Origin of the sequence: Gluconobacter roseus, assembly GCF_046058915.1 — a bacterium.
Lineage (GTDB): Bacteria > Pseudomonadota > Alphaproteobacteria > Acetobacterales > Acetobacteraceae > Gluconobacter > Gluconobacter roseus_A.
Window position 1 is genome coordinate 143,969 of sequence record NZ_CP175538.1, and the last position, 25,928, is coordinate 169,896.

Annotated in this window: 22 protein-coding genes; 13 read left to right on the forward strand and 9 right to left on the reverse strand. The window is 60.3% G+C overall.

The features are described from left to right. Nucleotides 1-47: 47 nt before the first annotated feature. The 4 genes from dnaE to recO all read left to right on the forward strand — a co-directional run bounded on the left by dnaE (nt 48) and on the right by recO (nt 6,370). Nucleotides 48-3,470, forward strand: a complete 3,423-nt coding sequence (dnaE, locus tag ACJ2A4_RS00730; RefSeq protein WP_408873213.1) for a DNA polymerase III subunit alpha — start codon at nt 48-50, stop codon at nt 3,468-3,470. Between the two features lie 196 nt (nt 3,471-3,666). After that, nucleotides 3,667-4,464 (forward strand): 30S ribosomal protein S2, encoded by a 798-nt coding sequence (rpsB, locus tag ACJ2A4_RS00735; RefSeq protein ID WP_011251676.1) that lies wholly within the window; start codon nt 3,667-3,669, stop codon nt 4,462-4,464. A gap of 101 nt (nt 4,465-4,565) precedes the next feature. Next, nucleotides 4,566-5,474, forward strand: a complete 909-nt coding sequence (tsf, locus tag ACJ2A4_RS00740; protein ID WP_408873214.1) for a translation elongation factor Ts — start codon at nt 4,566-4,568, stop codon at nt 5,472-5,474. 131 nt (nt 5,475-5,605) lie between these two features. Further along, entirely contained in the window at nt 5,606-6,370 is a 765-nt protein-coding gene (recO, locus tag ACJ2A4_RS00745; RefSeq protein ID WP_408873215.1) for a DNA repair protein RecO, read from the forward strand. Here the strand turns inward: recO and ACJ2A4_RS00750 are convergent. Further along, complete coding sequence (locus ACJ2A4_RS00750) at nt 6,364-6,840, reverse strand: hypothetical protein (protein WP_408873216.1); 477 nt, start codon at nt 6,838-6,840, stop codon at nt 6,364-6,366. The two genes, recO and ACJ2A4_RS00750, sit on opposite strands and share 7 nt — an antisense overlap. On the opposite strand from ACJ2A4_RS00750, the gene parC reads away from it, so the two are divergent. Then, a complete protein-coding gene (gene parC, locus ACJ2A4_RS00755; RefSeq protein WP_408873217.1) occupies nt 6,817-9,024 on the forward strand; it encodes a DNA topoisomerase IV subunit A in 2,208 nt (735 codons plus the stop codon). The genes ACJ2A4_RS00750 and parC overlap by 24 nt on opposite strands. Before the next feature lie 2 nt (nt 9,025-9,026). Here parC and ACJ2A4_RS00760 read toward each other — a convergent pair whose 3' ends face one another. Next, complete coding sequence (locus ACJ2A4_RS00760) at nt 9,027-9,749, reverse strand: arginyltransferase (RefSeq protein WP_408873218.1); 723 nt, start codon at nt 9,747-9,749, stop codon at nt 9,027-9,029. Between the two features lie 155 nt (nt 9,750-9,904). Between ACJ2A4_RS00760 and cls the strand changes: the two genes are divergently transcribed. Further along, a complete protein-coding gene (gene cls, locus ACJ2A4_RS00765) occupies nt 9,905-11,317 on the forward strand; it encodes a cardiolipin synthase (protein WP_408873219.1) in 1,413 nt (470 codons plus the stop codon). 5 nt (nt 11,318-11,322) lie between these two features. On the opposite strand, the gene ACJ2A4_RS00770 is transcribed toward cls, so the two are convergent. Both ACJ2A4_RS00770 and ACJ2A4_RS00775 read right to left on the reverse strand, forming a co-directional pair. After that, entirely contained in the window at nt 11,323-11,949 is a 627-nt protein-coding gene (locus ACJ2A4_RS00770) for an endonuclease/exonuclease/phosphatase family protein (protein WP_408873220.1), read from the reverse strand. Continuing rightward, complete coding sequence (locus ACJ2A4_RS00775; RefSeq protein ID WP_408873221.1) at nt 11,946-13,025, reverse strand: AI-2E family transporter; 1,080 nt, start codon at nt 13,023-13,025, stop codon at nt 11,946-11,948. The genes ACJ2A4_RS00770 and ACJ2A4_RS00775 overlap by 4 nt, the downstream gene beginning before the upstream one ends. Before the next feature lie 69 nt (nt 13,026-13,094). Between ACJ2A4_RS00775 and ACJ2A4_RS00780 the strand changes: the two genes are divergently transcribed. Further along, entirely contained in the window at nt 13,095-13,991 is an 897-nt protein-coding gene (locus ACJ2A4_RS00780; RefSeq protein ID WP_408873222.1) for a sulfurtransferase, read from the forward strand. A gap of 2 nt (nt 13,992-13,993) precedes the next feature. Next, nucleotides 13,994-15,205: a cystathionine beta-lyase gene (gene metC, locus ACJ2A4_RS00785; RefSeq protein ID WP_408873223.1), complete on the forward strand. Its 1,212-nt coding sequence runs from the start codon at nt 13,994-13,996 to the stop codon at nt 15,203-15,205. A 4-nt stretch (nt 15,206-15,209) separates the two neighbouring features. Here metC and ACJ2A4_RS00790 read toward each other — a convergent pair whose 3' ends face one another. From ACJ2A4_RS00790 to ACJ2A4_RS00800, 3 genes are all read right to left on the reverse strand, one after another. Then, nucleotides 15,210-16,712 (reverse strand): YifB family Mg chelatase-like AAA ATPase, encoded by a 1,503-nt coding sequence (locus tag ACJ2A4_RS00790; RefSeq protein ID WP_408873224.1) that lies wholly within the window; start codon nt 16,710-16,712, stop codon nt 15,210-15,212. A gap of 50 nt (nt 16,713-16,762) precedes the next feature. Continuing rightward, nucleotides 16,763-18,013: a phosphoglycerate dehydrogenase gene (serA, locus tag ACJ2A4_RS00795; RefSeq protein WP_408873225.1), complete on the reverse strand. Its 1,251-nt coding sequence runs from the start codon at nt 18,011-18,013 to the stop codon at nt 16,763-16,765. A 142-nt stretch (nt 18,014-18,155) separates the two neighbouring features. Beyond that, nucleotides 18,156-18,944 carry an inositol monophosphatase family protein gene (locus tag ACJ2A4_RS00800; protein ID WP_408873226.1) on the reverse strand — a complete coding sequence of 263 codons (789 nt, stop codon included), beginning with the start codon at nt 18,942-18,944 and terminating at the stop codon, nt 18,156-18,158. A 75-nt stretch (nt 18,945-19,019) separates the two neighbouring features. Here ACJ2A4_RS00800 and ACJ2A4_RS00805 point away from each other — a divergent pair, with 75 nt between their 5' ends. Genes ACJ2A4_RS00805 through smpB form a run of 4 tightly spaced genes read left to right on the forward strand, consistent with a single transcriptional unit; the run spans nt 19,020 to nt 22,016 of the window. Then, nucleotides 19,020-19,745 carry a 3-deoxy-manno-octulosonate cytidylyltransferase gene (locus ACJ2A4_RS00805; RefSeq protein WP_408873227.1) on the forward strand — a complete coding sequence of 242 codons (726 nt, stop codon included), beginning with the start codon at nt 19,020-19,022 and terminating at the stop codon, nt 19,743-19,745. Beyond that, entirely contained in the window at nt 19,745-20,581 is an 837-nt protein-coding gene (locus ACJ2A4_RS00810; RefSeq protein WP_408873228.1) for a prephenate dehydratase, read from the forward strand. The genes ACJ2A4_RS00805 and ACJ2A4_RS00810 overlap by 1 nt, the downstream gene beginning before the upstream one ends. A 38-nt stretch (nt 20,582-20,619) precedes the next feature. Further along, nucleotides 20,620-21,513 carry a 4-hydroxy-tetrahydrodipicolinate synthase gene (gene dapA, locus ACJ2A4_RS00815; protein WP_408873229.1) on the forward strand — a complete coding sequence of 298 codons (894 nt, stop codon included), beginning with the start codon at nt 20,620-20,622 and terminating at the stop codon, nt 21,511-21,513. 8 nt (nt 21,514-21,521) lie between these two features. Then, complete coding sequence (smpB, locus tag ACJ2A4_RS00820) at nt 21,522-22,016, forward strand: SsrA-binding protein SmpB (RefSeq protein ID WP_011251661.1); 495 nt, start codon at nt 21,522-21,524, stop codon at nt 22,014-22,016. Between the two features lie 146 nt (nt 22,017-22,162). Here the strand turns inward: smpB and ACJ2A4_RS00825 are convergent, their stop codons facing one another. Next, complete coding sequence (locus ACJ2A4_RS00825; RefSeq protein WP_011251660.1) at nt 22,163-22,849, reverse strand: cold-shock protein; 687 nt, start codon at nt 22,847-22,849, stop codon at nt 22,163-22,165. A 277-nt stretch (nt 22,850-23,126) separates the two neighbouring features. Between ACJ2A4_RS00825 and ACJ2A4_RS00830 the strand changes: the two genes are divergently transcribed. Next, on the forward strand, nt 23,127-24,128 hold the full coding sequence (locus ACJ2A4_RS00830) for a lipid A deacylase LpxR family protein (protein WP_194258801.1): 1,002 nt from the start codon (nt 23,127-23,129) through the stop codon (nt 24,126-24,128). 55 nt (nt 24,129-24,183) lie between these two features. Here the strand turns inward: ACJ2A4_RS00830 and ACJ2A4_RS00835 are convergent, their stop codons facing one another. Further along, entirely contained in the window at nt 24,184-25,878 is a 1,695-nt protein-coding gene (locus ACJ2A4_RS00835; RefSeq protein WP_408873230.1) for a putative bifunctional diguanylate cyclase/phosphodiesterase, read from the reverse strand. Nucleotides 25,879-25,928: the final 50 nt, after the last annotated feature.

Genomic DNA, 25,928 nt, shown 5'->3' on the forward strand with positions numbered 1-25,928 from the left:
TATCAAAATCTCCTGTATCCGCTGTCCGTCCCTGATAGAATGGCGGCATGTCTCATGCCGATTTTGTTCATCTCAGAAATCATTCCGCGTACTCCCTGAGCCAGGGCGCAATCCGGATTCCGGAGCTTGTGAGCCTGGCGGCCAAGAATGGCATGCCGGCTGTCGCCCTGACGGATAGCGGCAATCTGTTCGGTGCGCTTGAGTTCTCGTTGTACTGTCGCAGCAACGGTGTTCAACCGATTGTCGGCTGCCAGATTTCACTTCCCCCGCGCAGCACAAAACCCGGAGCGATGTCTGAGCCACTGGTGGTTCTGGCGCGGAATGAGGAAGGGCTGGCAAATCTCCAGATTTTGTCCTCCGAAGGTTTTCTGAACGGCGATCCTGCTGATCCTTCGGTTGCGGTCGACTTTCTGTGTCAGCATGCGGCGGGACTGTTTCTGCTGACGGGCGGCAATCGCGGGCCGATCAACAAGCTGATCCTCGAGGAACAGAAATCTGAGGCGCAGGCTCTTCTGAGCCGTCTGAAAGAAGCTTTCCGGGGAAATATCGCGGTCGAGCTGAACCGGCTTGGAGAGGCGGGGGAGCAGGAAGTCGAAAGCGTCCTGATCCCGATGGCGGATCAGATGGACATTTCTTTGGTGGCGACCAATGAATGCTTCTTTCCCAAACCTGAAATGCATGAAGCCCATGATGCGCTGCTGTGTATCGCGCAGGGTCGGACGATTGCGGAAGAAGACCGCTGGCATGTGTCTCCACAGGCTTGGTTCAAGACGCCTGCCGAAATGCGGGCCGTCTTTCATGATCTTCCGGAAGCCTGTGACAACACGCTGATCATTGCGCAAAAATGTGCTGTAGCGGCCTGTACGCGCAAGCCGCTCCTGCCGATCTGTCCCAAGGTGCGCGAAGGCTCGACGGAAGAGGAAACGCTTCGCGCCATGGCCTGGGAAGGGCTGGAAAAGCGCCTTGAAGCGATCAATGCGGATGAAGAAAAGCGCAAGCTTTACTCCGAACGCCTTCAGGTGGAGCTCGATATCATCGCGCGGATGGGCTTCCCGGGCTACTTCCTGATTGTTGCCGACTTCATTCAGTGGGCCAAGGCGCATGATATTCCGGTCGGACCGGGACGTGGATCGGGCGCAGGTTCGCTGGTGGCGTATGCGCTAACGATTACGGATATCGATCCAATTCCGTTCGGGCTGCTGTTCGAGCAATTCCTGAATCCTGAGCGCGTCTCCATGCCGGATTTCGATATCGATTTCTGTCAGGACCGTCGCGATGAGGTCATCCGATATGTGCGCGAAGAATATGGCGGAAGCCGTGTGGCGCAGATCATCACGTTCGGAAAGCTTCAGGCCAAAGCGGCTGTGCGTGACGTTGGCCGTGTGTTGGGGCTGCCTTATGGCATGGTTAACCGCGTCGCCGAACTGATCCCGAACAATCCGGCCAAGCCTGTTTCGCTATCGGATGCGATTGAGGGTGAGCCCCGTCTTCAGGAAATGCGGGACAGCGATGAGTCGCTCAAAAGGCTCATGGAAATCGCATTGCAGCTTGAAGGCCTATACCGTCATGCCTCCACCCACGCTGCGGGTGTGGTGATCGGTGATCGCGAACTGGTGGAACTGGTGCCGCTGTATCGCGATCCGAAGAGCGACATGCTCGTGACGCAGTACAATATGAAATATGTCGAGCAGGCTGGACTGGTGAAGTTCGACTTTCTCGGCCTGACAACGCTCACCATTCTCAAGCGCGGCCTGGATTTCCTTAAAGAACAGGGAATTACAGTCGATCTCTCACGTATTCCGCTGGATGACGCGAAGACGTTCGAGATGCTGGCCAAGGGCGATACGGCCGGTGTGTTCCAGTTCGAAGGCGCGGGCATGCGGGACATGCTCAAGCAGATGGCGGCCAGCCGGCTGGAAGATCTGATTGCGGGTGTGTCGCTGTATCGCCCGGGGCCGATGGCCAACATCCCGGATTACTGCCGCCGCAAGCATGGCGAGCCGTGGGAACCGCCGCACGAAGAAATCCGCGATATTCTTGAAGAGACCTATGGGATCATGGTCTATCAGGAACAGGTCATGCAGATTGCGCAGAAGATGGCGGGCTACAGTCTGGGTGGTGCGGATCTGCTGCGGCGTGCGATGGGCAAGAAAATCGCCGCAGAAATGGAAAAGCAGCGCGCGATCTTTACTGAGGGTGCGACGGCGCGTGGCATTCCTCAGGAAAAAGCAGTCGAAGTCTTTGATCTTATGGCCCGTTTTGCGGATTACGGCTTCAACAAGTCGCATGCCGCAGCCTATGCGCTGGTGTCCTATCAGACAGCCTGGATGAAGGCGAACCACCCAGTCGCATTCCTCGCGGGCTGCATGTCTCTGGCACGGGAAAAGACGGACAAGCTGGCGGCTCTGTGTCAGGAAGCACGGCGGATGAAGATTCCCGTGTTACCCGTTGATATTAATAAATCTCTGGCAGATTTTTCTATTGAAACACTGGAAGACGGGCGTCAGGGGATCCGTTATGCCTTGTCGGCCATCAAGCGTGTGGGCGCGGCCGCGATGCAGAGTGTCGTGACGTGCCGTGGGGACAAGCCATTTCAGGATCTCACGGATTTTGCGGAGCGCTGTGACCCGAAAAGCCTGAACAAGATCCAACTGGAAAGCCTTGCAAAAGCAGGGGCTTTCGACAGTCTTCTCAAGGATCGCCATATCGTTTTTTCGAGCGCCGATATCCTGTTGCGGCGGGCTCAGGCGCGGGCGCAGGAGCAGCAGATGGGTCAGGCCGGACTGTTCGGTGGCGCGGGTCAGGAACGTGAGATCCTGCGCCTGAACGAAGGTCGTCCCTGGCCCGACTTTGAACGTCTCTCGCTGGAAGCTTCGGCTATCGGGTTCCACATGAGTGCGCATCCGCTGGATGCGTATCGCAGCGTCCTGAGGCGGCTGGGTGTGACACCATCCAATGCGCTGGAAAATGCTGCAAAAACAGGGACTACACGCGTCAAAATTGCAGGGTGCGTCGTGGATCGCAAGGAGCGACCGACACGGACCGGCAAGAAAATGGCCTGGGTCAATCTGTCCGATAGTGGTGGTGGATGTGAGGTTACGCTGTTTTCCGAGACGCTGATATCCTGCCGGGATCTGCTGGTGGCGGGACAGGCCATCCTGGTGACGGCGGAGCTTAAGGTGGATGGCGATGCGCTGCGGATTACGGCGCAGAATGTCATGGATCTGGAGGTCGCGGCTGCGGCGGAGCGTTCGGAAATCCGCGTCTGGCTGAAGGAGGATGCGTCCCTGCCGGATCTGGCTTCTCTGCTGGAAGAGGTTCAGGGCGGCTTCGGGCGTGTGAAACTTCTGCCTTCTGTTGAGCAGACGCAGGATGTCGAAATCTCTATTCCGGGACATTACCGGGTGACGCCACGTCTTGCAGAGCGGCTGCGGACATTGCGGGGGGTTGAGAAGGCCTTACAGGTCTGACCGGTGGGCAGTATTGTGTGAAACTCTGCTGACAGGCCTTGCTTTCGGGGTAATTTTCCGCCATATCGCGACCGTTCTTTTGCGGAGTTTTCTCCGGATGAGAGCAATCCGCACGCATGGCTCTAGGGTTTTCTGGTGTCCTGATCTCAGGACGTTGCCATGCGGAGGTTCAACCAGACGCAAGGAATTCTAAATCATGGCAATGCCTGATTTCACCATGCGCCAGCTCCTTGAAGCCGGCGTTCATTTCGGTCACCACACCCGTCGCTGGAACCCGGCCATGGCGCCGTACCTGTTCGGTGTGCGTAACCAGGTTCACATCATCGACCTGCAGCAGACGGTTCCGATGCTGGACCGCGCCCTGAAGGTTGTCCGTGACACGGTCGCCAATGGTGGTCGCGTCCTGTTCGTTGGCACCAAGCGCGCTGCGGCTGACCATGTTGCTGAAGCTGCACAGCGTTGCGGCCAGTACTACGTCAACCACCGCTGGCTCGGCGGCATGCTGACCAACTGGAAGACCATCACGGGCTCCATCAAGCGTCTGCGCCAGATCGACGAGATGCTGTCCGGTGACACGGCCGGTCTGACGAAGAAGGAAGTTCTCGACATCACGCGTGACCGCGAGAAGCTCGAGCGTTCCCTCGGCGGCATCAAGGAAATGGGTGGCCTGCCCGACCTGCTGTTCGTGATCGACACGAACAAGGAAAAGCTGGCGATCGAAGAAGCCACGAAGCTTGGCATCCCGGTCATCGGCGTCCTCGACAGCAACTCCAACCCTGCTGGCGTGACCTATCCGATCCCGGGCAACGATGACGCCATCCGCGCCATCACCCTGTATTGCGATCTGGTCTCCGGCGCGGTTCTCGACGGTATTTCCGCCGAGCTGGCTGCTTCGGGTCAGGACATCGGTGCTGCTGAAGAACTGCCGGCTGAGACGGCTGTTCTGGAAGCTGCCGCTGCTGAAGGCGCAGAAGCTCCCGCTTCCGCTGGCTGAACAGACTGCCAGGGTCCGGTCATGGAAAACGGCAACTGAAACATGGCATGCGGCCGGGCGAAATCGTCCGGCCGCATGATCTTTTTTGAGGGATGAGATAAATGGCAGAAATCACAGCAGCCCTGGTCCGCGAACTGCGCGAGAAGACCGGCGCGGGCATGATGGATTGCAAGAAGGCCCTGACGGAAGCTGCCGGCGACATGGAAGCCGCCATCGACTGGCTGCGCACGAAGGGTCTGTCCCAGGCTGCGAAGAAGTCCGGCCGTACGACGGCTGAAGGTCTGGTCGGCGTTGTGTCCGCCAAGAACCGCGCTGCCATGGTCGAAGTGAATGCCGAGACGGACTTCGTGGGCCGTAACGAGGCATTCCAGGCATTCGTCGAGCAGGTCGCTCACGTGGCTCTGGAAGTCGGCGACGATCTGGACGCCATCAAGGCTGGCAAGGTGCCGTCGGGCCGTACGGTTGCTGACGAACTGACGCACCTGATCGCCACGATTGGCGAAAACATGGCCATCCGTCGTGCCAAGGTTCTGTCGGTCGAGTCCGGCGTTGTTGCCAGCTACGTCCACAGCGCCCTGCGTCCGGGCATTGGCAAGATCGGCGTTCTGGCCGCTCTGGAAGCTCCGTCCGAGTCCGACGCCCTGCTGACGCTGGGTCGCCAGATCGGCATGCATGTTGCTGCAACCCGTCCGGCTGCTCTGGACGTTGCCAGCGTCGATCCGGAGTCCCTGGAGCGCGAGCGCGCTGTTCTGATCGAGCAGGCCCGTGAGTTCGGCAAGCCGGAAGCCATCATCGAAAAGATGGTCGAAGGTCGTATCCGCAAGTTCTATGAGGAAGTCGTTCTTCTGGAGCAGGTGTGGGTTCTGGACGGTGAGAGCCGCGTGTCCAAGATCGTCGACAAGGCTGGCGCAAAGCTGGTCGGTTTCGAGCGCTTCCAGCTCGGTGAAGGCATCGAGAAGGAAGAGAACGACTTCGCTGCTGAAGTCGCTGCTGCTGCTGGCACCAAGTAAGGTTTTCCATTCCTGTCCTGAGCCGGGTCTGCCCGGTTCAGGTCGGGCTCGAAGTCTGTAGAAAGGCCCCTGTGTGCTCCGGCGTACGGGGGCTTTTTGCGTTTTGGCGTACGGATCAGGGAGGATGGACGATGGAATGGGAAGCGGCGGCGCTGGTTCTGTCAGTCCAGCCTTATGGTGAGGGAAGTGCGCTCGTCCATCTGTTCAGCGAGGAGCACGGGGTCTCGCATGGCATGGCGCGCGGGGGTGCTTCCCGCCGGCAGGCTTCCCTGTGGCAAACCGGCAATCTGGTCATGGCGCGATGGCGGGCGCGACTTGCGGATCAGCTCGGAACGCTGACAGCCGAGCCGGTTCAATGTGTGGCGGGCCGCATTCTGGATGCTCCATTGCAGCTTGAGATGGTGAGCAGTGCCTGTGCGCTGGTCGATGGGGCGCTCCCACAGGGCGAGCCTCATCCGGAACTTTTCATGCAGCTGGTCCGTCTTCTAACATTGATCAGCGTGGCACCCGAGCCTGCGCCGATGGGCGCCTATCTGCGCTGGGAAGCCCAGCTTCTGGCAGGGCTCGGTTATGGACTGGATCTGTCTGAATGTGCAGTGACGGGGGCGCGGGAAGATCTGATGTATGTGTCGCCACGGTCAGGACGGGCGGTGAGCCGGGAAGGAGCTGGCGAATGGCGGGACAGGCTTCTTCCGCTCCCAGCTCTGTTGACCGATGAAACACAGGATGGAACGCCCGAAGACTGGAAGGATGGTCTGGCGCTGACGGGACATTTCCTGTCGCGCTGGGTCTTTGGCGTGCGGCACCAGCCGCTGCCCGCAGCGCGGGAGCGACTGGTGGAGTATGTACAGCGGCTTCAGCCCGCAGCGGACGTTGCGGCGGAGTCCGATCAGTAGAAAACGTGGCTGGGGCCGGGGCGCAGGCCGTTGACGACGTCCACATCGGCCGTGCTGTCCCAGACGGACCAGTCCCAGCCAGGATGCTGGTTGATCTCGGCCGTCATGCGCTGTTCCTGCGCGACATCGATCGGATGACTGGCCTTGTAGGCAGCATAGGCCGTTTTATCGCCCATATAGACGCAGCCGCAGGCGATGGGATCGGCATAGAGCAGGACCGGCTGCCCGTTCTGCATACGGTAGGTCAGGGTGTTGGGGGGCAGGAGGTTCATCATCGCCCAGCGTGCGGTCGTATCGGCAGGGTGTGCCCTGAACCCGGCCAGGGCGAAGGACACTTCTGCCTTCTGGACGGGCCGATAGGGTGAGCAGGCGGCCGTGCCGATGAGGAGAGCGCTGGACAGGATGGCACGCCAGTGTCTAAGTCCTGCACGAAAGAGGGGAGATGCATGGGAACGGATCTGGCTGGTCATATCGAGGATACCAAGCTCGCTGAGGCTCTGAGCGAGCGATATATTGCGTATGCGATGTCGACAATCATGTCGCGGTCCCTTCCGGACGTGCGTGATGGCCTGAAGCCGGTACACCGCCGCCTCCTTTATGCGATGCAGCAGCTCCGCCTTGATCCCACATCAGGGTTTAAAAAGTGTGCACGTGTCGTCGGTGATGTGATCGGTAAGTTCCATCCGCATGGCGACGCTTCCGTGTACGAGGCGCTGGTGCGTCTGGCGCAGGATTTTGCGGTCCGCTATCCGCTGGTCGAGGGGCAGGGCAATTTCGGCTCTATCGACGGCGATGGCGCGGCCGCCATGCGTTATACCGAGAGCCGACTGACGGAAGTGGCGCAGGCGCTGCTGGACGGGATTCAGGATGACGCGGTCGATTTCCGCGCGACCTATGACAATGAAGATCACGAGCCGATCGTACTGCCGGGCACGTTCCCGAATTTGCTGGCCAATGGCGCGGCAGGCATTGCCGTCGGTATGGCGACAAGCATCCCGCCGCATAATGCTGCCGAGATCTGCCGGGCCGCGAAGCTTCTGATCGAAAAGCCGGATGTGACGATCGCCGAACTGGTGGATCTGATGCCCGGGCCGGATTTCCCGACGGGCGGCATTTTGGTGGAAGAGCGCGACTCCATCATCCGCTCCTACGAAACCGGTCGTGGCAGTTTCCGGACGCGGGCACGCTGGGAAGTCGAGCAGGGGCGGTTTGGCACCTGGGTGATTATCGTCACCGAGATCCCGTATCAGGTGCAGAAATCGCGCTTGATTGAGCAGATCGCCGACCTGATGGAGCAGCGCAAGCTGCCGCTTCTGGGTGATGTGCGCGACGAGAGCACGACCGATATCCGGCTTGTGCTGGAGCCCAAGACCAAGGGGGTTGAGCCCGAAGTCCTGATGGAGACACTGTTCCGCAACACGGCGCTTGAGAATCGGTTCAGCCTGAACATGAATGTTCTGGGTGGAGACCGTGTTCCGGGTGTGCTGTCGCTGAAGCAGGTTCTGCGGGCCTGGCTGGATCATGTGCATGAAGTGCTGGTGCGGCGCTCGAACCACCGTCTGGCGGCAGTGCTGCGGCGGCTTGAGATCCTTGAGGGTTTCCTTGCGGTCTATCTGAACCTTGATGAGGTGATCCGGATCATCCGTGAAGAGGACGAGCCCAAGGTCAGCCTGATGGCGACGTTCAGCCTGACGGATGTTCAGGCCGAAGCGGTGCTGAACATGCGGCTGCGCTCTCTGCGTCGGCTTGAGGAAATGGAAATCCGGCGCGAGCGGGACAAGCTCGCGGACGAACAGAAGTCTCTCGAGACCCTGCTCGGCTCGGAGCGTCGTCGCTGGACCCGGATTGGCAAGGATCTGGAGGGCACGATCAAAAAGTTCGGCTCCGGTCCGCTTGGGGACCGCCGGACGCTGATTGCGGCCGCGCCGGAGCCGGTTGATATTTCCGCAGCGCTGGAAATTGACCGGGAGCCGCTGACGGTCCTTCTGTCCCGCGAGGGCTGGATCCGCGCCATGAAGGGTCATGGGCTCGATCCGCAAGGGCATCGCTTCAAGGAAGGCGATGAAGGCTGGCTGTCGGTTGAATGTCAGAGCACGGATCGTCTGTGTCTGATTTCCAGCAGCGGCAAGGCTTATACGATCAAGGCGGCCGATCTGCCTCGCGGACGTGGATTCGGACAGCCGTTCCGGACCGTGGTGGAGGTGCCGCAGGAAGACCGTGTCGTGACGCTGTTCCCGGTTTCGGATGAGGGACGCCGTCTGATCGCCTCGGCGGCGGGGCGTGGCATGATCGTGTCCGAAGCGGGGCTGGTGGCCGAGAAGCGGACGGGCAAACAGGTTTTCAACGTCAAGGATGGCGACGAGGTGTTTGCCTGTATTCCGGTGGCTGGCACGCATGTGCTGACACTGGGGCAGAACAAACGCGCGCTGATCTTCCCGCTGGAGCAGGTGCCGGAAATGACGCGTGGGGCTGGCGTGGCGTTCCAGAAACTGGGCGACAGCACGCTGCGGGATATTCGGACGCTGACATTATCCGAAGGGCTACTGTGGCAGGAAGGACAGCGCGTCCGTCAAACTGCGGATCTGGCGCCACTTGAGGGGCGTCGGGGTGCCGTCGGACGTGCGGCGCCGCAGTGGATGCTTCGCAAGAGCTGAAGTCAGGCGGGGAGAAGACCCGGCAGCAGGCCCCAGTGGCCATCGCGGAAAATTTCGGCGGGCCCAAAGGCGGCTTTGTAAGCCATCTTGGGGCTGCCGGGGACATAATAGCCCAGATACAGGTGATCCAGCCCCATCCGGGTGGTCTCCTCGATCAGCCACAGGATCGAGAACGTACCCCATGAGGCCGTCAGGTCGTTGACGTCATAGAAAGTGTAAACGGCGGACAGACCATCCGAAAGGCGGTCGACCAGACTGACGCAGACGAGCGCCCCGTTAGGGCGCCGGAACTCGGCCAGGAAGGTCTCAACCGGGGTATTGGCGATCAGATCCACATAGTCACGCCAGCACATATGGGCCATGTCGCCATCGGCATGGCGGACGGCCTGATACATTTCGAACAGGCGGAACTGCTCGTCCGTGGGGACTGGAGGCACCATGCTGACGACGAGGCCCGCATGGCGATTACGTATCTTTCTCTGGGTCCGGGTCGGCGCAAAGGTCGCGGCCGGGATGCGCATAGGCGTGCAGGCACGGCAGCCGACACAGACCGGTGCATAGGCAATGGTATGGCTGCGACGGAAGCCGGCCTGGGAAAGACGATTGTGAAGGGCGACTGCTTCAGGACCGGCAAGCTCGGTCAGGACCTTGCGTTCGGTGCGGTCCGGCAGATACGGGCATGGGGCCGGGGCCGTCGTGTAGAAGAGCTGTGGGCGATGCTGCATGGAACGCTCTCCTTTTTAAAAAACCGGACCGGTCAATGATCTTATCGCAATGACGGGGGGTGGCGCATCCTTCATCTTTGCGAAAGGATGAAGCGTGAACGTCCGGAGGCCTGTGTGCTGTTTTCAGGCCCGGGGTGTTCGCTACAGGGAGATTTATGACGCACTGGACCGTTTTCCATATCCTCACGCAGATTTTGCGCTGGATCCTTCCTGTTTTCGTGACGGTCCATGCTCTCATTCACAAACGTGACACGGCATCCTGCACAGGGTGGATCGGCATCTGCTGGATCGCACCGCTGCTGGGAACAGTGCTGTATCTGATGTTCGGCATCAATCGTGTCCGGCGCCGGGCGCAGAAGATGGTCAACCAGCATCTGTGGGAGGGGCGCGATCCGCTGGCCCAGTACCGGCAGACGGTGGAGGGCAATCTGGCACCGCTGTCAAAAATGCTGGGGCGGCTGACGGAACGGCCGCTGATGCGGGGCAATTCTGTCACCTGCCTGCATGACGGGGACAATGCCTATCCGGTGATGCTGGAAGCGATCGGTCAGGCGAAGAAATCGATCATTCTGTGTTCCTATATCTTCAGGGACGATGAAGTTGGCCAGCGTTTTGCCGAGGCTCTGGTGGCCGCAAAGCGGCGTGGGGTCGCAGTGCGGGTTCTGGTGGACGGAATCGGGAGCGGGTATTTCCGCTGCGGGATCGAGCGGCGGCTGCGGCGTGAAGGGGTGGCTTGCGCGCGGTTCATGCACTCGGTCTGGCCCTGGCGCATGCCGTTCATCAATCTGCGCAATCATCGCAAGATCCTGGTGGTCGACGGGACAGTCGGTTTCATGGGCGGGCTGAACATCGGCGAGGAGAATATGCTCCGGCTGCGGACCAAGCTGCCGGTCGCGGATACGCATTTCCGCCTTCAGGGGCCGATCGTGCATCAGCTCGCCGTATCCTTTGCCTGGGACTGGTCATTCACGACAGGAGAAGAACTCGAAGGCGAGCGTTACCTGCCCGAGCCGTCTCCGGTGGGAGACGTGCCGATGCGGATCGTGACGTCAGGCCCGGATACGGATCTGGAAAAGATCGAATACGGGATGCTGCAGGCCTTTTCGCTGGCCCGCTCGCATATCTGGGTCATGACGCCGTATTTTCTGCCGGATGACCGTTTTTCAACAGAACTTATTCTTGCGGCATTGCGGGGTGTGACGATCGATATTGTCGTGCCCAAGAGCAGCAACCATGCGCTGATCGACCATGCGCGGGATGCCAATCTGCGGCCGTTTCTGGATGCGGGCTGCCGGGTATGGATGGCCGATCCGCCGTTTAATCATTCCAAGCTGATGGTCGTGGATGACGAATGGAGCTTTGTGGGAAGTGCGAATATCGACATGCGTTCCCTGCGGCTGAACTTCGAAATCAATCTGGAAATCTATGACCGAGGCGTGGCTAAAGACCTGTCCACGTTCATGGAAACCCATCGGTGCAACCGGCTGACGCATCATGATCTGGACAGCATGCCATTCCCGATCCGGATGCGGAATTCCGCAATCAGGCTCCTGCTGCCGTATCTGTAAGGCTGTTACGCGCCCAGTCTGAGTGTGACGGAGATCGGACGGTGATCGGAGCCGAAGCGCGGCAGAGCCCGGGCCTCCAGACGGGACAGGCCACGCACGAGGCAGCGGTCCAGTCTCAGGGGAACGTGATTCAGCATCCGGTGGGTCTTTTCCTTGGGTCCGACATCCAGAAAGCCCGGAAGCAGGACGGGACCGACAAGGTTGAAATCACCCATGATGACGGCGCGGTGGCGCATATTGGCGCTGATGCTGCGAAGCTGGCGCCGATTGAGGATCTGGCCATGGGACAGATGGACGTTGGCGAGCGAGAAACTGCCGAAATCAATCAGCTGGGCCGTGCGCTTGACCAGAAGGCCACGGGGCAGGCGGCAGAATGATGGTGGACGTGTAAATGGCAGGCGGCTCCAGCAGGCTGTTCCATGTGGACGCCCGGGAAGCGGGATGCGGTCGTAATACCCGCCAAGGATTTCCGGAAGCTGATCAACGGCCTCCTGCGCTTCCTGCATGACGACGATATCGGGGTCTTCGGCACGGATGACCGTTAGGACGTCTTCCAGCGAGGCACCTTCCCAGCGATAGAGATTCCAGCTCAAAATCTTGAAAGAGGCTCCGGACAAAAGGGACGTCGTCATTTCGGAGGCTCCGGCAGGTAAAGGGGATTGCGTTCGCGATGATGGGGACCGGCGGCAAATTCGCTGGTCAGGGTATAGCCGACAGCCAGCAGGACGGGGCCGAGGAAGATCCCCACGCCACCAAAGGTCACGATGCCGCCAAGCACACCAAGGACGGTCAGCAGGTAAGGAAGCTGGGCACCGCGGGCGATGAAGGCCGGGCGGATGACGTGATCGGCGCCCGAGATGATGAGGATGCCGTAGATGGCCAGAAACAGCCCGTGGCCGAAATGGTGGGTCATGCCCAGCCAGATGGCAGCCGGAACCCAGACCAGCGGGGCACCAATGGGAAAAACGGCCACGAAGGCGGTAATGCCTGCCAGCAGGACGGGAGACGGCACGCCCGCCAGCATGAGACCGATGCCGGTCAGTACACCCTGGATTAGGGCGGTGCCGAGGATGCCGTAAACCGTGCCACGAACCGTGCGACCGATGATGTTGATAAGACGTGGCGTCGTGCGGGGCCCAGCAATGCGGTCGATCAGGGCTGTGATGGTGTTCCCCAGTGTGTCGCCGTTGAGCCACAGGAAGAAAGCGACGAACAGCGCCATGATCAGCTCAGCGAGGCCTCCGGCGAGGCGGAGCAGGACCGTCAGCGTCAGATGGGCAATCTGTCCGGCATAGGGACGCAGCACCTCGGTCGCGAAAGCGCCGACATCATGGCTGAAATGATGCCAGGCATTCACGAGATGGGGACCGGCCATCGGGATACGGTTCAGCCAGACGGGAGGAGGGTTCGCGCTGGTAACATGCACGATTAGGGCATCGATTTCTGAAATCGTGCCGGGAATGTCGCTGATCCCCGCGCTGGTCAGGACGGCCAGCGGGACAACAATGAAAAGCGCGCTCAATGCCATCATGGCGAGGGCTGCCAGCACAGGGCGGACATGGCGGCGCATGCGGCGGTAGATCGGCCAGGTCGTGAAGGCGAGGATCGCGGCCCACAGGATGGCCGAAAGGAATGGCCACAGGATGATGCCGCAGCCATAGGCGATTCCCGCCAGAATCAGGCCGAGAAGGATCCGCTCGGTCGTCATGCGGGAGCATGGTCCTGACGGGGGCCGGAGACGTGCCCCGGCTCGCATGACTCTGTGCGCTGCGTGTTCATGGAGTGCTACTTTGGCACGCTCTGGCGTCCGGCGCATCCCTCGACCTATGGTAAGGATATGACGATCTCGCCACTTGTTGATGCCGCGACCCTGATCTCCGAGGTCGGCCGGTTCATTCCCCTTGATGCCAGCGTGCTTTTGCCGGGGCAGAAGGGCGACCCCGACTTTGCGTTCACCGAACGCCATCTGCCTGATGCACAGCGATTCGATATCGATGTGTTTGCGGACCCGGACAGCCCGCTTCCGCATACGGTGCCGGGTGCTGCGCGGTTTGCGAGGCTGATGGGCGCGCTGGGTGTGAGTGAGAATACGCCGGTCGTATTTTATGACGGGCGCGGGAGTGTGGGCGCTTGCCGAGGCTGGTGGCTTGCGCGGCTGTTTGGCCACCGGAACGTACGGATTCTGGATGGGGGGCTTGAGGCCTGGGTGAAAGCTGGCGGCCCGGTTGAACAAGGGGCCGCAAGTACTTGGGACGTCGCAGTTTTCTGGCCCCGAACACATTACGGGCTTCTTGCAGGTTCGGGCGATGTGCGACAGGCACTGGAGCAGACGAACGCTCTGGTGCTGGATGCCCGGAGCGCAGCACGGTTCGCTGCGACAGTCCCGGAGCCACGCCCCGGTGTACGGAGCGGTCACATGCCCGGCGCAATGAGCATGGACTGGACGCGTCTTGTGGATGGCAATGGCTGTTTTCTGCCGTCACACGAACTGAAGCAGATTTTGGGTGCGGCAAAAGACCAATCCGTGATCGCAACCTGCGGCTCCGGGCTGACAGCCGCGACAATCGTGGCGGCCGTGGCCATCGCGGGATATGGCGATGCGGTTTTGTATGATGGATCCTGGGCGGAATGGGGCAGTGACCCCGATGCCCCGGTCGTGACGGGAGAGGGATAAGCATGAGTGATCTGGAAAAGCAGGTCAGCGTGGGATGGAGCCGGATGGCGTCCATGCTGGTGCGTGAGGGACGTCCACACGAGCTTCCGGAATCGGGAACATTCGTAAATGCGCCGGTGAGCCGCGGGTCGACGGTCCTGTTTCCGTCTCTGGAAGCCATGAATTGGACGGACGGTCGCAGCCATGCCCATAAGGTGGTCTACGGGGCCATGGGATCGCCGATCCAGCATCAGCTTGAGGAAATGCTCAGCCGGATCGAGGGCGGAACCCATACACAGGTTGTCGGTTCGGGGCTCGCCGCCTGCGCATTGCCGCTTCTGGCGTTTCTGGGCTGCGGCGACCATCTTCTGCTTCCCGATTCGGTTTACGGACCGACGCGGCGGTTCGCGGGAACCATGCTTCAGCGCATGGGGGTGACGACGACCTATTATCCTCCCACGGCATCCCGAGACGAAGTTCTGGCGCTCATGCGACCGGAGACAAAGGTGCTGTTTGCGGAAAGTCCGGGCAGTCACACTTTCGAAGTGCAGGACGTCCCGATGCTGGCCGGAATCGCGCACAAGGCCGGAGCGCTCCTGATGCTGGACAACACCTGGGGGATCGGCGTGTTCCAGCCCTTTACCCATGGTGTAGACGTGTCGATCCAGGCGCTGTCGAAATATCCCGCCGGGCATTCAGACGTCATCATGGGATCGGTCACGGTTAATAATGAGGCGCACTGGAAAACGCTGCGGGATGCCGCAATCCAGCTTGGACTATGCGCCGGGCCGGATGACTGCTGGCTGACGCTGCGGGGACTGCGGACGATGGGTGTGCGGCTGGCGCATCAGTCGCGTTCGGCACTGGAAATCGCACAGTGGCTGAAGACGCGGCCTGAAGTGGCGCGGGTCCTGCATCCGGCGCTGGAAGACTGTCCGGGACATGAGTTCTGGAAACGCGATTTTACCGGAGCGTGCGGCCTGTTCGGGGTGGAGCTTCAGCCGGAAATTTCCATTGAAGCCACTGAACGCATGATCGACGGGCTGAGCCTGTTTGGGATTGGCGCATCCTGGGGCGGCTACGAAAGTCTGGTCCTGCCGACCACGGGGCATATCCGGCGCGTAACGGGTGAAGGTGGCCCGACATCCGCGACGTTCCGCCTGCATATTGGACTGGAAGACGTTGAGGATCTGAAGACGGATCTGGCTCGTGGGCTGGACAGCCTCCAGTTCTGAATCGCTAGCGGCGACGGAAGGTCAGGGCTTCAGCGACGTGATGGCGCTGGATGCTCTGGGTGCCTTCCAGATCGGCGATAGTACGGGAGACCCGGATCAGGCGTGTGATGCCACGATTGGACAGGCGCAGTTTTTCGGCGGCCTGTTCTGCGAGAGAGCGGGCATCGTCGTCCATCTCAAGCTGGTCTGGGGAAACCTGCGAATTGGGAACGCCCTGACGGTCGATCTGGCGTTGGCGGGCAATTTCCACGCGAGCACGAACCTTGGCGCTACTCTCTCCTTTCGGCGCGCGGCTGATTTCGATGGGAGATAACGGATCGATCTGCACGCAGAGATCCATGCGGTCGAGCATCGGGCCGGAAATCTTGGCCGTGTAGTCCTCGCCGCAGCGGGGAGCCTTGCGACAGCTCCGTTCGAGATCCCCCAGATAGCCGCAGCGGCAGGGATTCATGGCTGCGATGAACTGGAAACGGGCGGGATAGGTTGTGTGGTGGGCCGCACGGGCGATGGAAATGCTGCCGGTTTCAATCGGCTGGCGCAGGGATTCCAGACAGGATCGTGAAAATTCAGGAAGTTCGTCGAGGAACAGTACGCCATTATTGGCAAGGCTGACTTCGCCGGGCCGGGCTTTTGCGCCGCCACCTACAATGGCAGGAAGGCTCGCACTGTGATGCGGCGCGCGGTAGGGCGGTCGGACAACCAGTCTCCCGTTTTGCAGAATGCCGGAGACACTGTGAATCCGACTGGTTTCCAGAGCTTCTTCCCGAGTCAGGTTGGGCAGAATGCCGGGCAGGCGGCTGGCGAGCATTGATTTTCCGGCACCCGGTGGCCCACTCATGAGCATGGAGTGCGCCCCGGCAGCGGCAATTTCCAGAGCTCGTCGTCCGATTGCCATCCCTTTGACGTCTGCGAGATCAGGTCCGTATTCGATAAAATGTTCGGTTGGGAGCGGCGTCGGGGACAGGATTTGTTGTCCCTGAAAATGGGAGACGAGGGCCGCAAGTGTGGGCGCCCCGAGAACGTCCGTGCTGCCATTGCCCCAGCGTGCTTCAATCGCCTGCGCGGCCGGACAGATCAGTCCGAGCTCGTCTTCGACGGCACCAATGGCAGCGGACAGAACGCCTGTGACGGGATTGATGCGTCCATCCAGCGACAATTCGCCGACAGCGGCGTAGGCCGAGACTGCCTCAAACGACAAAACCCCCATAGCGCAGAGCAGGCCGAGCGCAATGGGAAGATCGAAATGCGCGCCTTCCTTGAGAAGATCGGCCGGCACGAGATTAACCAGGACGCGTTTGGGCGGAAGCGCCAGTCCCATAGCGGTCAGGGCTGCGCGGACGCGTTCGCGGGCTTCCCCGACGGATTTGTCCGCCAATCCCACGACGAGAAACGCCGGGAGGCCGCTGGAGACCTGAACCTCGACTTTGACCGGAACGGCTTCGATTCCGGAGAAGGCGAAGCTCTGGATGCGGGCAAGGGCAGGTGTGTGCGGGCTGAGACTTGTCATAAGACAAATCTTAGCCCGAAATTATTTCCCGTTGGTTAACGCAAGGGGTGTCAGGAACGTTGGTACAGCAGGCGGGCACGAAGGGTGCCGTCGAGAGCCTTGAGACCATCCAGAAGCTTCATATCCATGTCAGAGCTTTCCGACTCGGCTTCCACCACGACGTAACCGACTTCACCATCTGTCTGGAGGTACTGGGCGGTCACGTTGCAGTTCTCCGATGCGAACAAATCGTTGATCTGGCGCATGATGCCGGGGCGGTTGGCATGGACGTGCATGAAGCGCGTGCCGCGGGGACGCTCGGGGAGCTGGACGCTGGGAAAGTTGACGGCCCCGATCGTGGACCCCACGTCAGAATAATCCACCAGCTTGCGGGAGACTTCGACGCCAATGCGTTCCTGCGCTTCCATGGTGGAACCGCCGATATGCGGCGTAAGAATGACGTTTTCGAGCCCTTGAAGCGGCGTCTTGAACTCTTCGCCAGCCTTCTTCGGTTCGACCGGGAACACGTCCACACCTGCGCCCATGAGATGGCCGTCCTTCAGGGCAGCTGCGAGGGCATCAAGGTCCACGACATTGCCGCGGGCGTTGTTGAGCAGGATGGAATTGGGCTTCATGGCCCGGATTTCCGCTTCGCCGATCAGCAGATCGGTTTCCGGCGTCTGCGGGACGTGCAGGCTGACGATATCGGACTGGGCCAGCAGTTCATTCAAGCTGGAGACGGCAATGGCGTTGCCATGCGGCAGACGGGGCATCACGTCAAAATATACGACGCGCATGCCAAAGGCTTCGGCCAGGACGGAAAGCTGCGAGCCGATGGAGCCGTAACCCACGATACCGAGCGTCTTGCCGCGGACTTCCCAGGCGTTGGTGGCGGATTTGTCCCAGCCGCCCTTGTGGCAGGCTTCCGAGCGCGACGGGATGCGACGGAGCAGCATGACCACTTCGCCCATGACCAGTTCGGCCACGGAGCGCGTATTACTGAACGGTGCGTTGAACACAGGTATCCCGAGCATGCGTGCAGCGTTCAGGTCGACCTGGTTGGTGCCAATGCAGAAGCAGCCAATGGCCATGAGGCGGTCTGCGCCTTCAAGAACTTCGCGGGTCAGCTGCGTGCGACTGCGGATGCCGACCATGTGCACGCCCTGAAGGGCCTCTTTAAGCGCGTCGCCTTCGAGCGCGCCCTTGACGCGTGTAACCTCGGTGTAGCCCTGTGCGGCGAAATGGGCCACGGCACTCTCATGAATGCCTTCCAGAAGAAGAATGCGGATCTTGTTCTTGGGGAGAGAGAACTGCGTTTCCATAAATCCGTCCCGGTCATGAACCGGAAGGCTCCGGTTTCAATTCAAACTGGTTCCATCAGAGACCTGGCCGTGGCCAGACCAGTCCCGGCTCATGCCTGCCGCCACGTCCGCCGGGGCCCTCTCCCTAGCCGATTGGCGGGATTCAGGAAAGGTGGCGGACAATTTCGGGTAACAAGATTGCGTCTCCGCAGGCCAGAACAGTGCCATCGCTTTCAAGTGTCAGAGGCTGTCCCTGCCAGTCCGTGATCCGGCCGCCTGCGCCTTCAACAACCGGAACAAGCGCCCCCCAGTCCCAGGGCTTCATCGTGCATTCGGCAATGACGTCGATCTGGCCAAGGGCAAGCAGTCCGTACGCATAGCAGTCTCCACCCCAGGATGTGCGGCGGGTGTGTTTTTGCAGATTGGCAAAGCGCGGAGCGTGCGCGGCAGTCATGATTTCGGGGGCGGTGCAGGAGAGCTCGGCCTCGGCTGCCTGCGGGCAGGGCCGCGTTCCGACAGTGCCGGGCAGGCGATCGGACAGGAAGCGGGTCGGATGGCCAGAAACACCAATCCAGCGCTCGCCGGTAACAGGCTGGTCGATCAGTCCGAGCACGGGACGGCCTTTGTGAAACAGCGCGATAAGCGTGCCGAACGTCGGGCGACCGGTCAGAAACGCACGTGTGCCATCAATGGGATCCAGCACCCAGAGCCAGTCACTGCTGGCACCGCTTATGCCGTTTTCTTCACCAAGGATGGCATGCTCCGGCAGGCGTTCTTCGAGAATGGCGCGCATGGCCTGCTCGGCCTGACGGTCTGCGATGGTGACGGGACTGTCATCGGATTTGGCGTCGGCGCGAAGGGACGTCCGGAAATGGGGCAGGACGGTCCGGCGGGCGATGTCCGCGCAGGCTGTCGCAGCGTCGATGGCAGTCTGCAGAACCGTTTCACTCATGATTTTCGTCTATTCCCGTCGCTTGAGCATGACCTGAGATTGACGCCCGTTGTGGCGGGCGGCATCAGAGGGGCCATGCATCCGATCATCGTCATTCCGTCCAGACTTGCTTCGACCCGCCTGCCGCGCAAGGCCCTCGCTGATATTGGGGGCGTCCCAATGATCGTCCGGGTTGTCCGCCGGGCGCGGGCAGCAGAGATCGGACCTGTAGTCGTAGCGGCAGGAGATGCAGAGATCCTTGATGTCGTCAGGGATATTCCCGGTGTGCGCGGCGTGCTGACCAACTCGGCGCTGGCGAGTGGTTCGGACCGGGTGCACGCGGCCCTGGCGGAAGTGGACCCGGATGGCGCGCATGATGTGGTCATTAATCTTCAGGGAGATCTGCCCCTGATTGAGCCCTCCAGCCTGACTGCTGTTCTGAAGCCTCTCGAAGATCCGACGTTCGATATCGGCACGCTGGCGGCTCCGGTGACAAGTGAGGCTGAACGCGACGCCTCGCAGGTTGTAAAGATTGCCTGTGCATTCGGCGAAGAGGCTGTCACCCGCGCGCTGTATTTCTCGCGACTGCCCATTCCATGGGGTGAGGGGCCGCACTGGCATCATGTGGGCGTCTATGCCTGGCGCCGGGAAGCGCTGGGGCGTTTTGTGGCTCTTGCGCCGTCAGCACTGGAACGTCGGGAAAGTCTGGAGCAGCTTCGCGCGCTGGAGGCGGGCATGACGATTGGCTGCGCAAGGATTGACCATGCGCCGCAGGGCGTGGATACGCCTGCTGATTTGGAACATGTGAGAGGGTTGGTCTGATGCCGGTCATTGCATTTCAGGGCCGTCCTGGCGCCTATTCCGATCTGGCCTGCCGTCAGGCACGTCCGGGCTGGACCACGCTGCCATGTCCGACATTCGCCGATGCAATTGACGCCGTGCATGACGGGCGGGCCGACGAGGCGCTGCTGGCCTGCGAGAATACGCTGGCCGGGCGTGTGCCGGATATTCATTCTTTATTGCCCGATGCCGGGCTTCACATTGTCGGAGAATATTTTCAGCGGGTCGAGCACTGCCTTCTCGGCATACCGGGCGCGAAGATTGAAGACGTGCGCCGGATTCACACGCATCCTGTCGCGCTGGGCCAGGTCCGCAAGCTGATCAGCGAACTGGGCGTGGAGCCGGTGGTGCAGTTCGATACGGCTGGTGCGGCTGAGATGGTCGCACAGTGGGGGCGCAGGGAAGATGCTGCGATCGCGTCGTCTCTGGCGGCCGAACTGAACGGTTTGACGGTGTTGCGCAGCAATGTCGAAGACGCTTCGCATAACACCACACGCTTCTATCGTGTGGCGCGCAAACCTTGCATTCCTTCCCCAGAGCGCAAAGATGTGCTCACGACACTGCTGATGCGCGTTGGAAACTGTCCGGGTGCGCTCTATGCGGCATTGGGTGGATTTTCCCGGCATGGTATCAACATGACGCGGATCGAAAGCTACATGCTGGACGACTCGTTCACGGCGACGCAGTTCCTGATGGATGTTGAGGGACATCCGGAGCAGGCCCCGCTGGCGGCGGCGCTCGCAGAACTGGAGCAGGTCAGCGACGATCTCAGAATTCTGGGTGTGTACCCAAGCAGCCTTTCGCGCCGTTCAGCGTGACGGCAGGACAGGCAGAGCCCATGATAGAAGGCGGAATAATGACGGATACGAGCATGTATCAGGGGTCGCTGACGGCTCTGGTCACACCGATGCATACGGATGGACGGATTGATTTCGACGTTTCGGCCAAGCTGATCGAGCGTCAGATTGAAGCGGGCACGACGGCCCTGATCCCGGCCGGCACGACAGGCGAGAGTCCGACGCTGTCCCATGAGGAGCATGGTCGTGTTGTGGCGCACTGCGTCGAGACCGCGAATGGCCGTGTGCGCGTCATGGCAGGCGCAGGCTCCAACAGCACGTCCGAAGCCGTTCTCATGGCAAAGCACGCCCATTCGGTCGGGGCTGACAGCGTGCTGGTGGTTGTGCCGTATTACAACAAGCCGACGCAGGAAGGACTGTATCGTCATTTCATGACGATTGCCGATGCAACGCCGCTGCCGATGTTCCTGTACTGCATCCCTGGGCGGTCAGTCGTGGATATCTCGGTCGCGACCATGGCGCGTCTTGCCGAACACCCGAATATCGTTGGAACCAAGGATGCGACGGCCAATATGGCCCGGCCGATTGCAGTGCGTCGTGCCGTGGACAAGCCGTTCAACCAGCTTTCCGGCGACGACAACAGCGTCCTGTCCTTTCTTGCTGCGGGCGGCGACGGGTGCATTGGCGTGACATCCAATGTCGTGCCGCATCTGTGTGCCGACATGCATCTGGCCTGGCAGGAAGGGCGGATCGAGGATGCGATCGCCATTCAGGATCATCTGACACCGCTGCATGATGCCATGTTCATGGAAAGCAACCCTGGGCCGGTGAAATACGCTCTATCCAGACTGGGCCTGTGCAACGCGACGCTGCGCCTGCCTCTTGCGGAACCGCAGGAGGCAACGCGTCTGGCCATTGACGAGGCTCTGCGTTCTCTCGAGCTTCTGGACTGATTGCAGGTATGGCGGGAAAGAAAACCAAGAGCGGCATGATTTCTCATGGAATGGCCGCACAGAATCGCAAGGGGCGGTTCGATTACACCATTCTGGAGACAACAGAGGCCGGAATCGTGCTGAAGGGACCGGAGGTGAAAAGCCTGCGTCTCGGTCGGGCGACCATTACGGAAGCTTATGCGGCTGAACGTGATGGCGAAATCTGGCTCTTCAATTCCTACATTCCGGAATATCAGGGCGGTGTCCTCTCCCGCTTCGAGCCGCGTGCGCCGCGCAAGCTGCTGATGCATCGCAAGCAGATCGCACATTTTCTGGGCGCTGTCAGCCGTGCGGGCGCCAGTCTGGTGCCGCTTGATATTCACTTCAATGCCCGTGGTATGGCGAAAGTGACACTGGGCCTCGGTCAGGGACGCCGCAAGGAAGACAAGCGCCATGCCATTGCCGAACGTGACTGGAAACGCGACAAGGCCCGACTGGTCCGGAGCAGCGGCAAAGATTACTGACGCATAAATCCTTATGGATCATCATAAAAAAGGCCGGAGTTTTCGGCCTTTTTTATTTGCCTGAAATCTGAAGATCCGAGCATGAAAAAAGCCGCTGCAGCAGAAGCTGGCAGCGGCTTTTTTACTCAGACCGAAGTCCGGGTCATTCAGTCAGCGCTGATTTCAGCAGCTTCCGGACCCTTCTGGCCCTGAACAACCTTGACGTTGATCGTCTGGCCTTCGTCAAGCGTCGGCAAGCCCGAACGCTCGAGAGCGGAGGCGTGGACGAAGATGTCCTTGCCGCCGGATTCCGGCGTGATGAAGCCGAAGCCCTTCGTGGCGTTGTACCACTTGACCGTGCCACGCATGTCTTCAGCGCGGGACAGATCCGGAGCCGGACGGCCCGGACGTGCGCCACCGAAGCGCGGCTGGTCACCGAAAGCAGCGCGGGGACGCGGTGCTTCTGCCGTGCTCTCGTCAACGGAGAGAACTTCAGCGACCTGACGGCCCTTGGGGCCCTGGCCGATGCGGACCACAACGGTCGCACCCGGATTGACGTTGCTGACACCAGCGTTCGTCAGGGCGTTGGCGTGCAGGAAGATGTCGCCCGAGCCGTCGGACAGTTCAACGAAACCGAAACCCTTCTCGGTGTTGAACCACTTCACGCGGGAGCTGATTTCCGGGCCTGAAGCTGCGACGAAGCTGTTGCGGCGGGGGGCGCCGTAGCCACCACCACCATTGCCACCACCAAAGCCTCCACGGTCGCCATAGGACGGCTGGGACGAGTATGTGTCGTCAAACCCGCCGCGGCGAGGTGAGTTGAAGCTGCTGCGGTCGGTTCTGTTGTTTCTCAACGGTCTAATCCCGAGACTGGGGTGTCATGGTAGGGCTGGGCCTGCCGTGACGTAATTTCAAAAATTTGGAAAAAAACGACGCTGTTTCTTTCCTGCAGCAATCACTAGCACGCTTTTTTCCTTCTCTGCCACAGGGAATATGGGGCTGAAACATAACTCGCGCTAATTTTAAGATTGAGATGAGTTTCGTGGAGACTTTGATTCGGCGTACGGAAATGACATACACACGTTCTCCAGTACTTGGTGGTTCCGGACCCCGCGCGTAACAGAGGTGCCCATGCGAAGCCGACTGACTTTTTCCATTGGAGCCACTGCCGTGCTGGCGCTGTCTTCTTCTGCGATGGCCACACCGTTACAGGATCCGTACGGAACCTGGACCGTCCAGGGCGAGAACGACGCCATTTCCACCCTGAAAGGAACGTCGGATCAGTATTATACGTCCGGTCTGCGCATCAACTGGACGTCCGGGACGGATAACCTTCCCCGTCCGATCGCCAAGCTGAACCGCACTTTGATGGGAGACGGCGTCCAGCGTATCAGCATTGGTCTGCAGCAGATCATCGATACGCCGCGCGACACGCAGGCTGACAATCCGCCGCAGGGTGACCGGCCTTATGCCGGTCTGCTGCTGGGAACGGTCAACCTCATCAACGATACCGATCTTTCCCGAACCGTAATGGGAATCCAGTTCGGCATGCTTGGTCCGTCTGGACTCGGGCGTCAGGTCCAGAACGGATTTCACAAGGCCATCAGCGATACGCCGAGCACGGGCTGGGGCCATCAGCTTGCAAACCAGCCGATCTTCCAGGTTCAGGCCGGGCGGATCTGGCGTGTGCCAGTTCTGAATGTCTATGGCATCCATGCGGATGTTCTGCCGGCAATTTCAGGCGCGGCCGGTGACTACCGGACTTACGCTGACGTAGCGACGACGTTCCGCATCGGGCAGGGGCTGGATAGCGATTTCGGCAATGCGACGATCGGGCCGGGGCTGGACGGCACGGATGCATTCCGTGCGACTCGTCCTTTTGCCTGGTACTTCTATGGCGGTGTCGAAGGGCAGGCCGTGGGATATGACGTGACGCTTCAGGGCAGCACGGTTCGTCCCAATGCGCCGCATGTCGACAAGGTCTGGGATGTTGGCGAGATCCATGCCGGTGTGGCGGTCATGTGGCATGGGGTCCGTCTGTCCTACAGCCAGAACTGGCAGACGGCGCAGTTCCAGACCCAGAAGGCCGGTCTGTTCAACTACGGATCGCTCAAGCTTTCGGTCAAATTCTGATCTGTCCGCAGGTGACAAGTTTAAAAAGCCGCTTCCCTGAGGGGGAGCGGCTTTTTTATGCCTGGGCAGGGTGTGGGACGTGACTATCCCGGATGGGTGCGCCCAGCAGATAGCCCTGGACTTCCTCGCATCCATTGGCATCAAGAATGGCCATCTGGTGTTCTGTCTCCACGCCTTTTGCGCAGCACGTAATGTTCAGGGAGCGCGCAAGAGAGAGAATGGCATACATGATCTCATCGGCCCGCATATCCTCGCCAAGATACTGAACGAAGGCGCGATCCAGCTTGATCTGGTTCAGCGGATAGATTCGCAACCGCTCCAGCGAGGAATATCCCGCTCCGAAATCGTCAATGGCAAGTCTTACACCGAGCGCCCGGACGCGGGAGAGTTCGCGGAAGGCAATATCTGACGGGCCGAAAGGTCTGCACTCCGACAGTTCGATCTGCAGGCGTTCGGGCGCAAGACCGGTTTCTGTCAGCACAGCATCGACAAGGGCCGCCAGCCGTTCATTCACTAGCCATACGGGCGAGACATTCACGCAGACTCGCAAAGGAATGGGCCAGTGCAGGGCCGCTTGGCAGGCGTTGCGCAGACTCCAACTGTCCAGCGCCTCGATCATGCCGACTTCTTCGGCATAGCGGATGAACAGGTTCGGGGCGACTTCGCCATGTCCGGGGCGGGTCCAGCGCAGAAGAGCCTCATGTCCGACGATTTTCTGGGACGCCGTATCGACGATGGGCATCCATTTCAGGAAAAGAGCATCATCCTCAACCGCCTTGAGAAGATCCTGCTCCAGATTGGATGTGACAGCGTAGGCGTTGGTGAGTTCCGCACTGGCACGGCGTTCATGGCCACCACCGGTGCGATTGGCTTCAGTCAGTGCAGCGCGGGCTGCAAGGATAAGCTGGTTCGCGTCCTCGGCGTCCTGCGGATACACGCTCCAGCCTGCCGAAATCGAGAAGGGAATGGCGCCCATGTCCAGAGAGACGGGCGTGCTGGAGATTTTCAGGATCGCGTTGACGAGGGAGCGTGTCGTCACGGCCGTTGTGCCAGGCGGGGTAAGAACCATGAAATGGCCACCACCAACGGAACTCAGGAAGCATCCTTCCGGAAGAACGGCTTTAAGGCGGCGGATCATTTCAGCAAGGATCAGATCGGCCGTATCCCATCCGTAACGTTCATTGATGAGTGACAGATGATCCAGATTGAGATGAATCAGACTGAAGACGGCACGCCGTGAAAGTTTGCCTGTTCTCTCGATGAACTGATGCAGAACATGGAGGCTTTCTTCGCGGTCGGGAAGAGATGATTTCCCGTGATGTTCCGGCTGGCCCGCAATCTGGCCTGCGACATCCTGCAGGGCGCTGTGGGCGGCAGGATGGAGGCTTTTTCCTGCCGGATAGAGGGCGACCAGGAACTGGTTCGTCCGGCTGTCATGATGGGGAGGAACAGGACATCCAAGAAATGACCAGTCTTCGGAGAACTGTCCGCGAAAAGAGCCCTCGCTGTTCTGGGCGCGATCTGCAGCAAGAACGGTTTCACCAGCGATTGTCTTGCGCAGTGACGTTGGCAGATCTCCTGCAGACTGAAGAACAGTGGTTGTTCCGGTCTTGATAATTTTTAGCAGGACGACGGCAGAAGCACCCGTCGCGGGCAGGAGCAGGCGAAAGAGAAGCCATCGGCTATCCGAAGAGGTGCCAGAGTATTCGTATGGGGTCTCTTTCTGAGCGTCTCTGGCAGGACTGCTCATCACGCGTGTACTCCGTAAAACTCAGTTGAATGTGTTATTTCAATGCGGAG

What these genes read in the sequence shown, in the direction of transcription:
- dnaE (WP_408873213.1), top strand. Translation starts at nt 48, where the DNA reads ATGTCTCATGCCGATTTTGTTCATCTCAGAAATCATTCCGCGTACTCC.
- rpsB (WP_011251676.1), top strand. Translation starts at nt 3,667, where the DNA reads ATGGCAATGCCTGATTTCACCATGCGCCAGCTCCTTGAAGCCGGCGTT.
- tsf (WP_408873214.1), top strand. Translation starts at nt 4,566, where the DNA reads ATGGCAGAAATCACAGCAGCCCTGGTCCGCGAACTGCGCGAGAAGACC.
- recO (WP_408873215.1), top strand. Translation starts at nt 5,606, where the DNA reads ATGGAATGGGAAGCGGCGGCGCTGGTTCTGTCAGTCCAGCCTTATGGT.
- parC (WP_408873217.1), top strand. Translation starts at nt 6,817, where the DNA reads ATGGGAACGGATCTGGCTGGTCATATCGAGGATACCAAGCTCGCTGAG.
- ACJ2A4_RS00750 (WP_408873216.1), bottom strand. Translation starts at nt 6,840, where the DNA reads ATGACCAGCCAGATCCGTTCCCATGCATCTCCCCTCTTTCGTGCAGGA.
- ACJ2A4_RS00760 (WP_408873218.1), bottom strand. Translation starts at nt 9,749, where the DNA reads ATGCAGCATCGCCCACAGCTCTTCTACACGACGGCCCCGGCCCCATGC.
- cls (WP_408873219.1), top strand. Translation starts at nt 9,905, where the DNA reads ATGACGCACTGGACCGTTTTCCATATCCTCACGCAGATTTTGCGCTGG.
- ACJ2A4_RS00770 (WP_408873220.1), bottom strand. Translation starts at nt 11,949, where the DNA reads ATGACGACGTCCCTTTTGTCCGGAGCCTCTTTCAAGATTTTGAGCTGG.
- ACJ2A4_RS00775 (WP_408873221.1), bottom strand. Translation starts at nt 13,025, where the DNA reads ATGACGACCGAGCGGATCCTTCTCGGCCTGATTCTGGCGGGAATCGCC.
- ACJ2A4_RS00780 (WP_408873222.1), top strand. Translation starts at nt 13,095, where the DNA reads ATGGAGTGCTACTTTGGCACGCTCTGGCGTCCGGCGCATCCCTCGACC.
- metC (WP_408873223.1), top strand. Translation starts at nt 13,994, where the DNA reads ATGAGTGATCTGGAAAAGCAGGTCAGCGTGGGATGGAGCCGGATGGCG.
- ACJ2A4_RS00790 (WP_408873224.1), bottom strand. Translation starts at nt 16,712, where the DNA reads ATGACAAGTCTCAGCCCGCACACACCTGCCCTTGCCCGCATCCAGAGC.
- serA (WP_408873225.1), bottom strand. Translation starts at nt 18,013, where the DNA reads ATGGAAACGCAGTTCTCTCTCCCCAAGAACAAGATCCGCATTCTTCTT.
- ACJ2A4_RS00800 (WP_408873226.1), bottom strand. Translation starts at nt 18,944, where the DNA reads ATGAGTGAAACGGTTCTGCAGACTGCCATCGACGCTGCGACAGCCTGC.
- ACJ2A4_RS00805 (WP_408873227.1), top strand. Translation starts at nt 19,020, where the DNA reads ATGCATCCGATCATCGTCATTCCGTCCAGACTTGCTTCGACCCGCCTG.
- ACJ2A4_RS00810 (WP_408873228.1), top strand. Translation starts at nt 19,745, where the DNA reads ATGCCGGTCATTGCATTTCAGGGCCGTCCTGGCGCCTATTCCGATCTG.
- dapA (WP_408873229.1), top strand. Translation starts at nt 20,620, where the DNA reads ATGACGGATACGAGCATGTATCAGGGGTCGCTGACGGCTCTGGTCACA.
- smpB (WP_011251661.1), top strand. Translation starts at nt 21,522, where the DNA reads ATGGCGGGAAAGAAAACCAAGAGCGGCATGATTTCTCATGGAATGGCC.
- ACJ2A4_RS00830 (WP_194258801.1), top strand. Translation starts at nt 23,127, where the DNA reads ATGCGAAGCCGACTGACTTTTTCCATTGGAGCCACTGCCGTGCTGGCG.
- ACJ2A4_RS00835 (WP_408873230.1), bottom strand. Translation starts at nt 25,878, where the DNA reads ATGAGCAGTCCTGCCAGAGACGCTCAGAAAGAGACCCCATACGAATAC.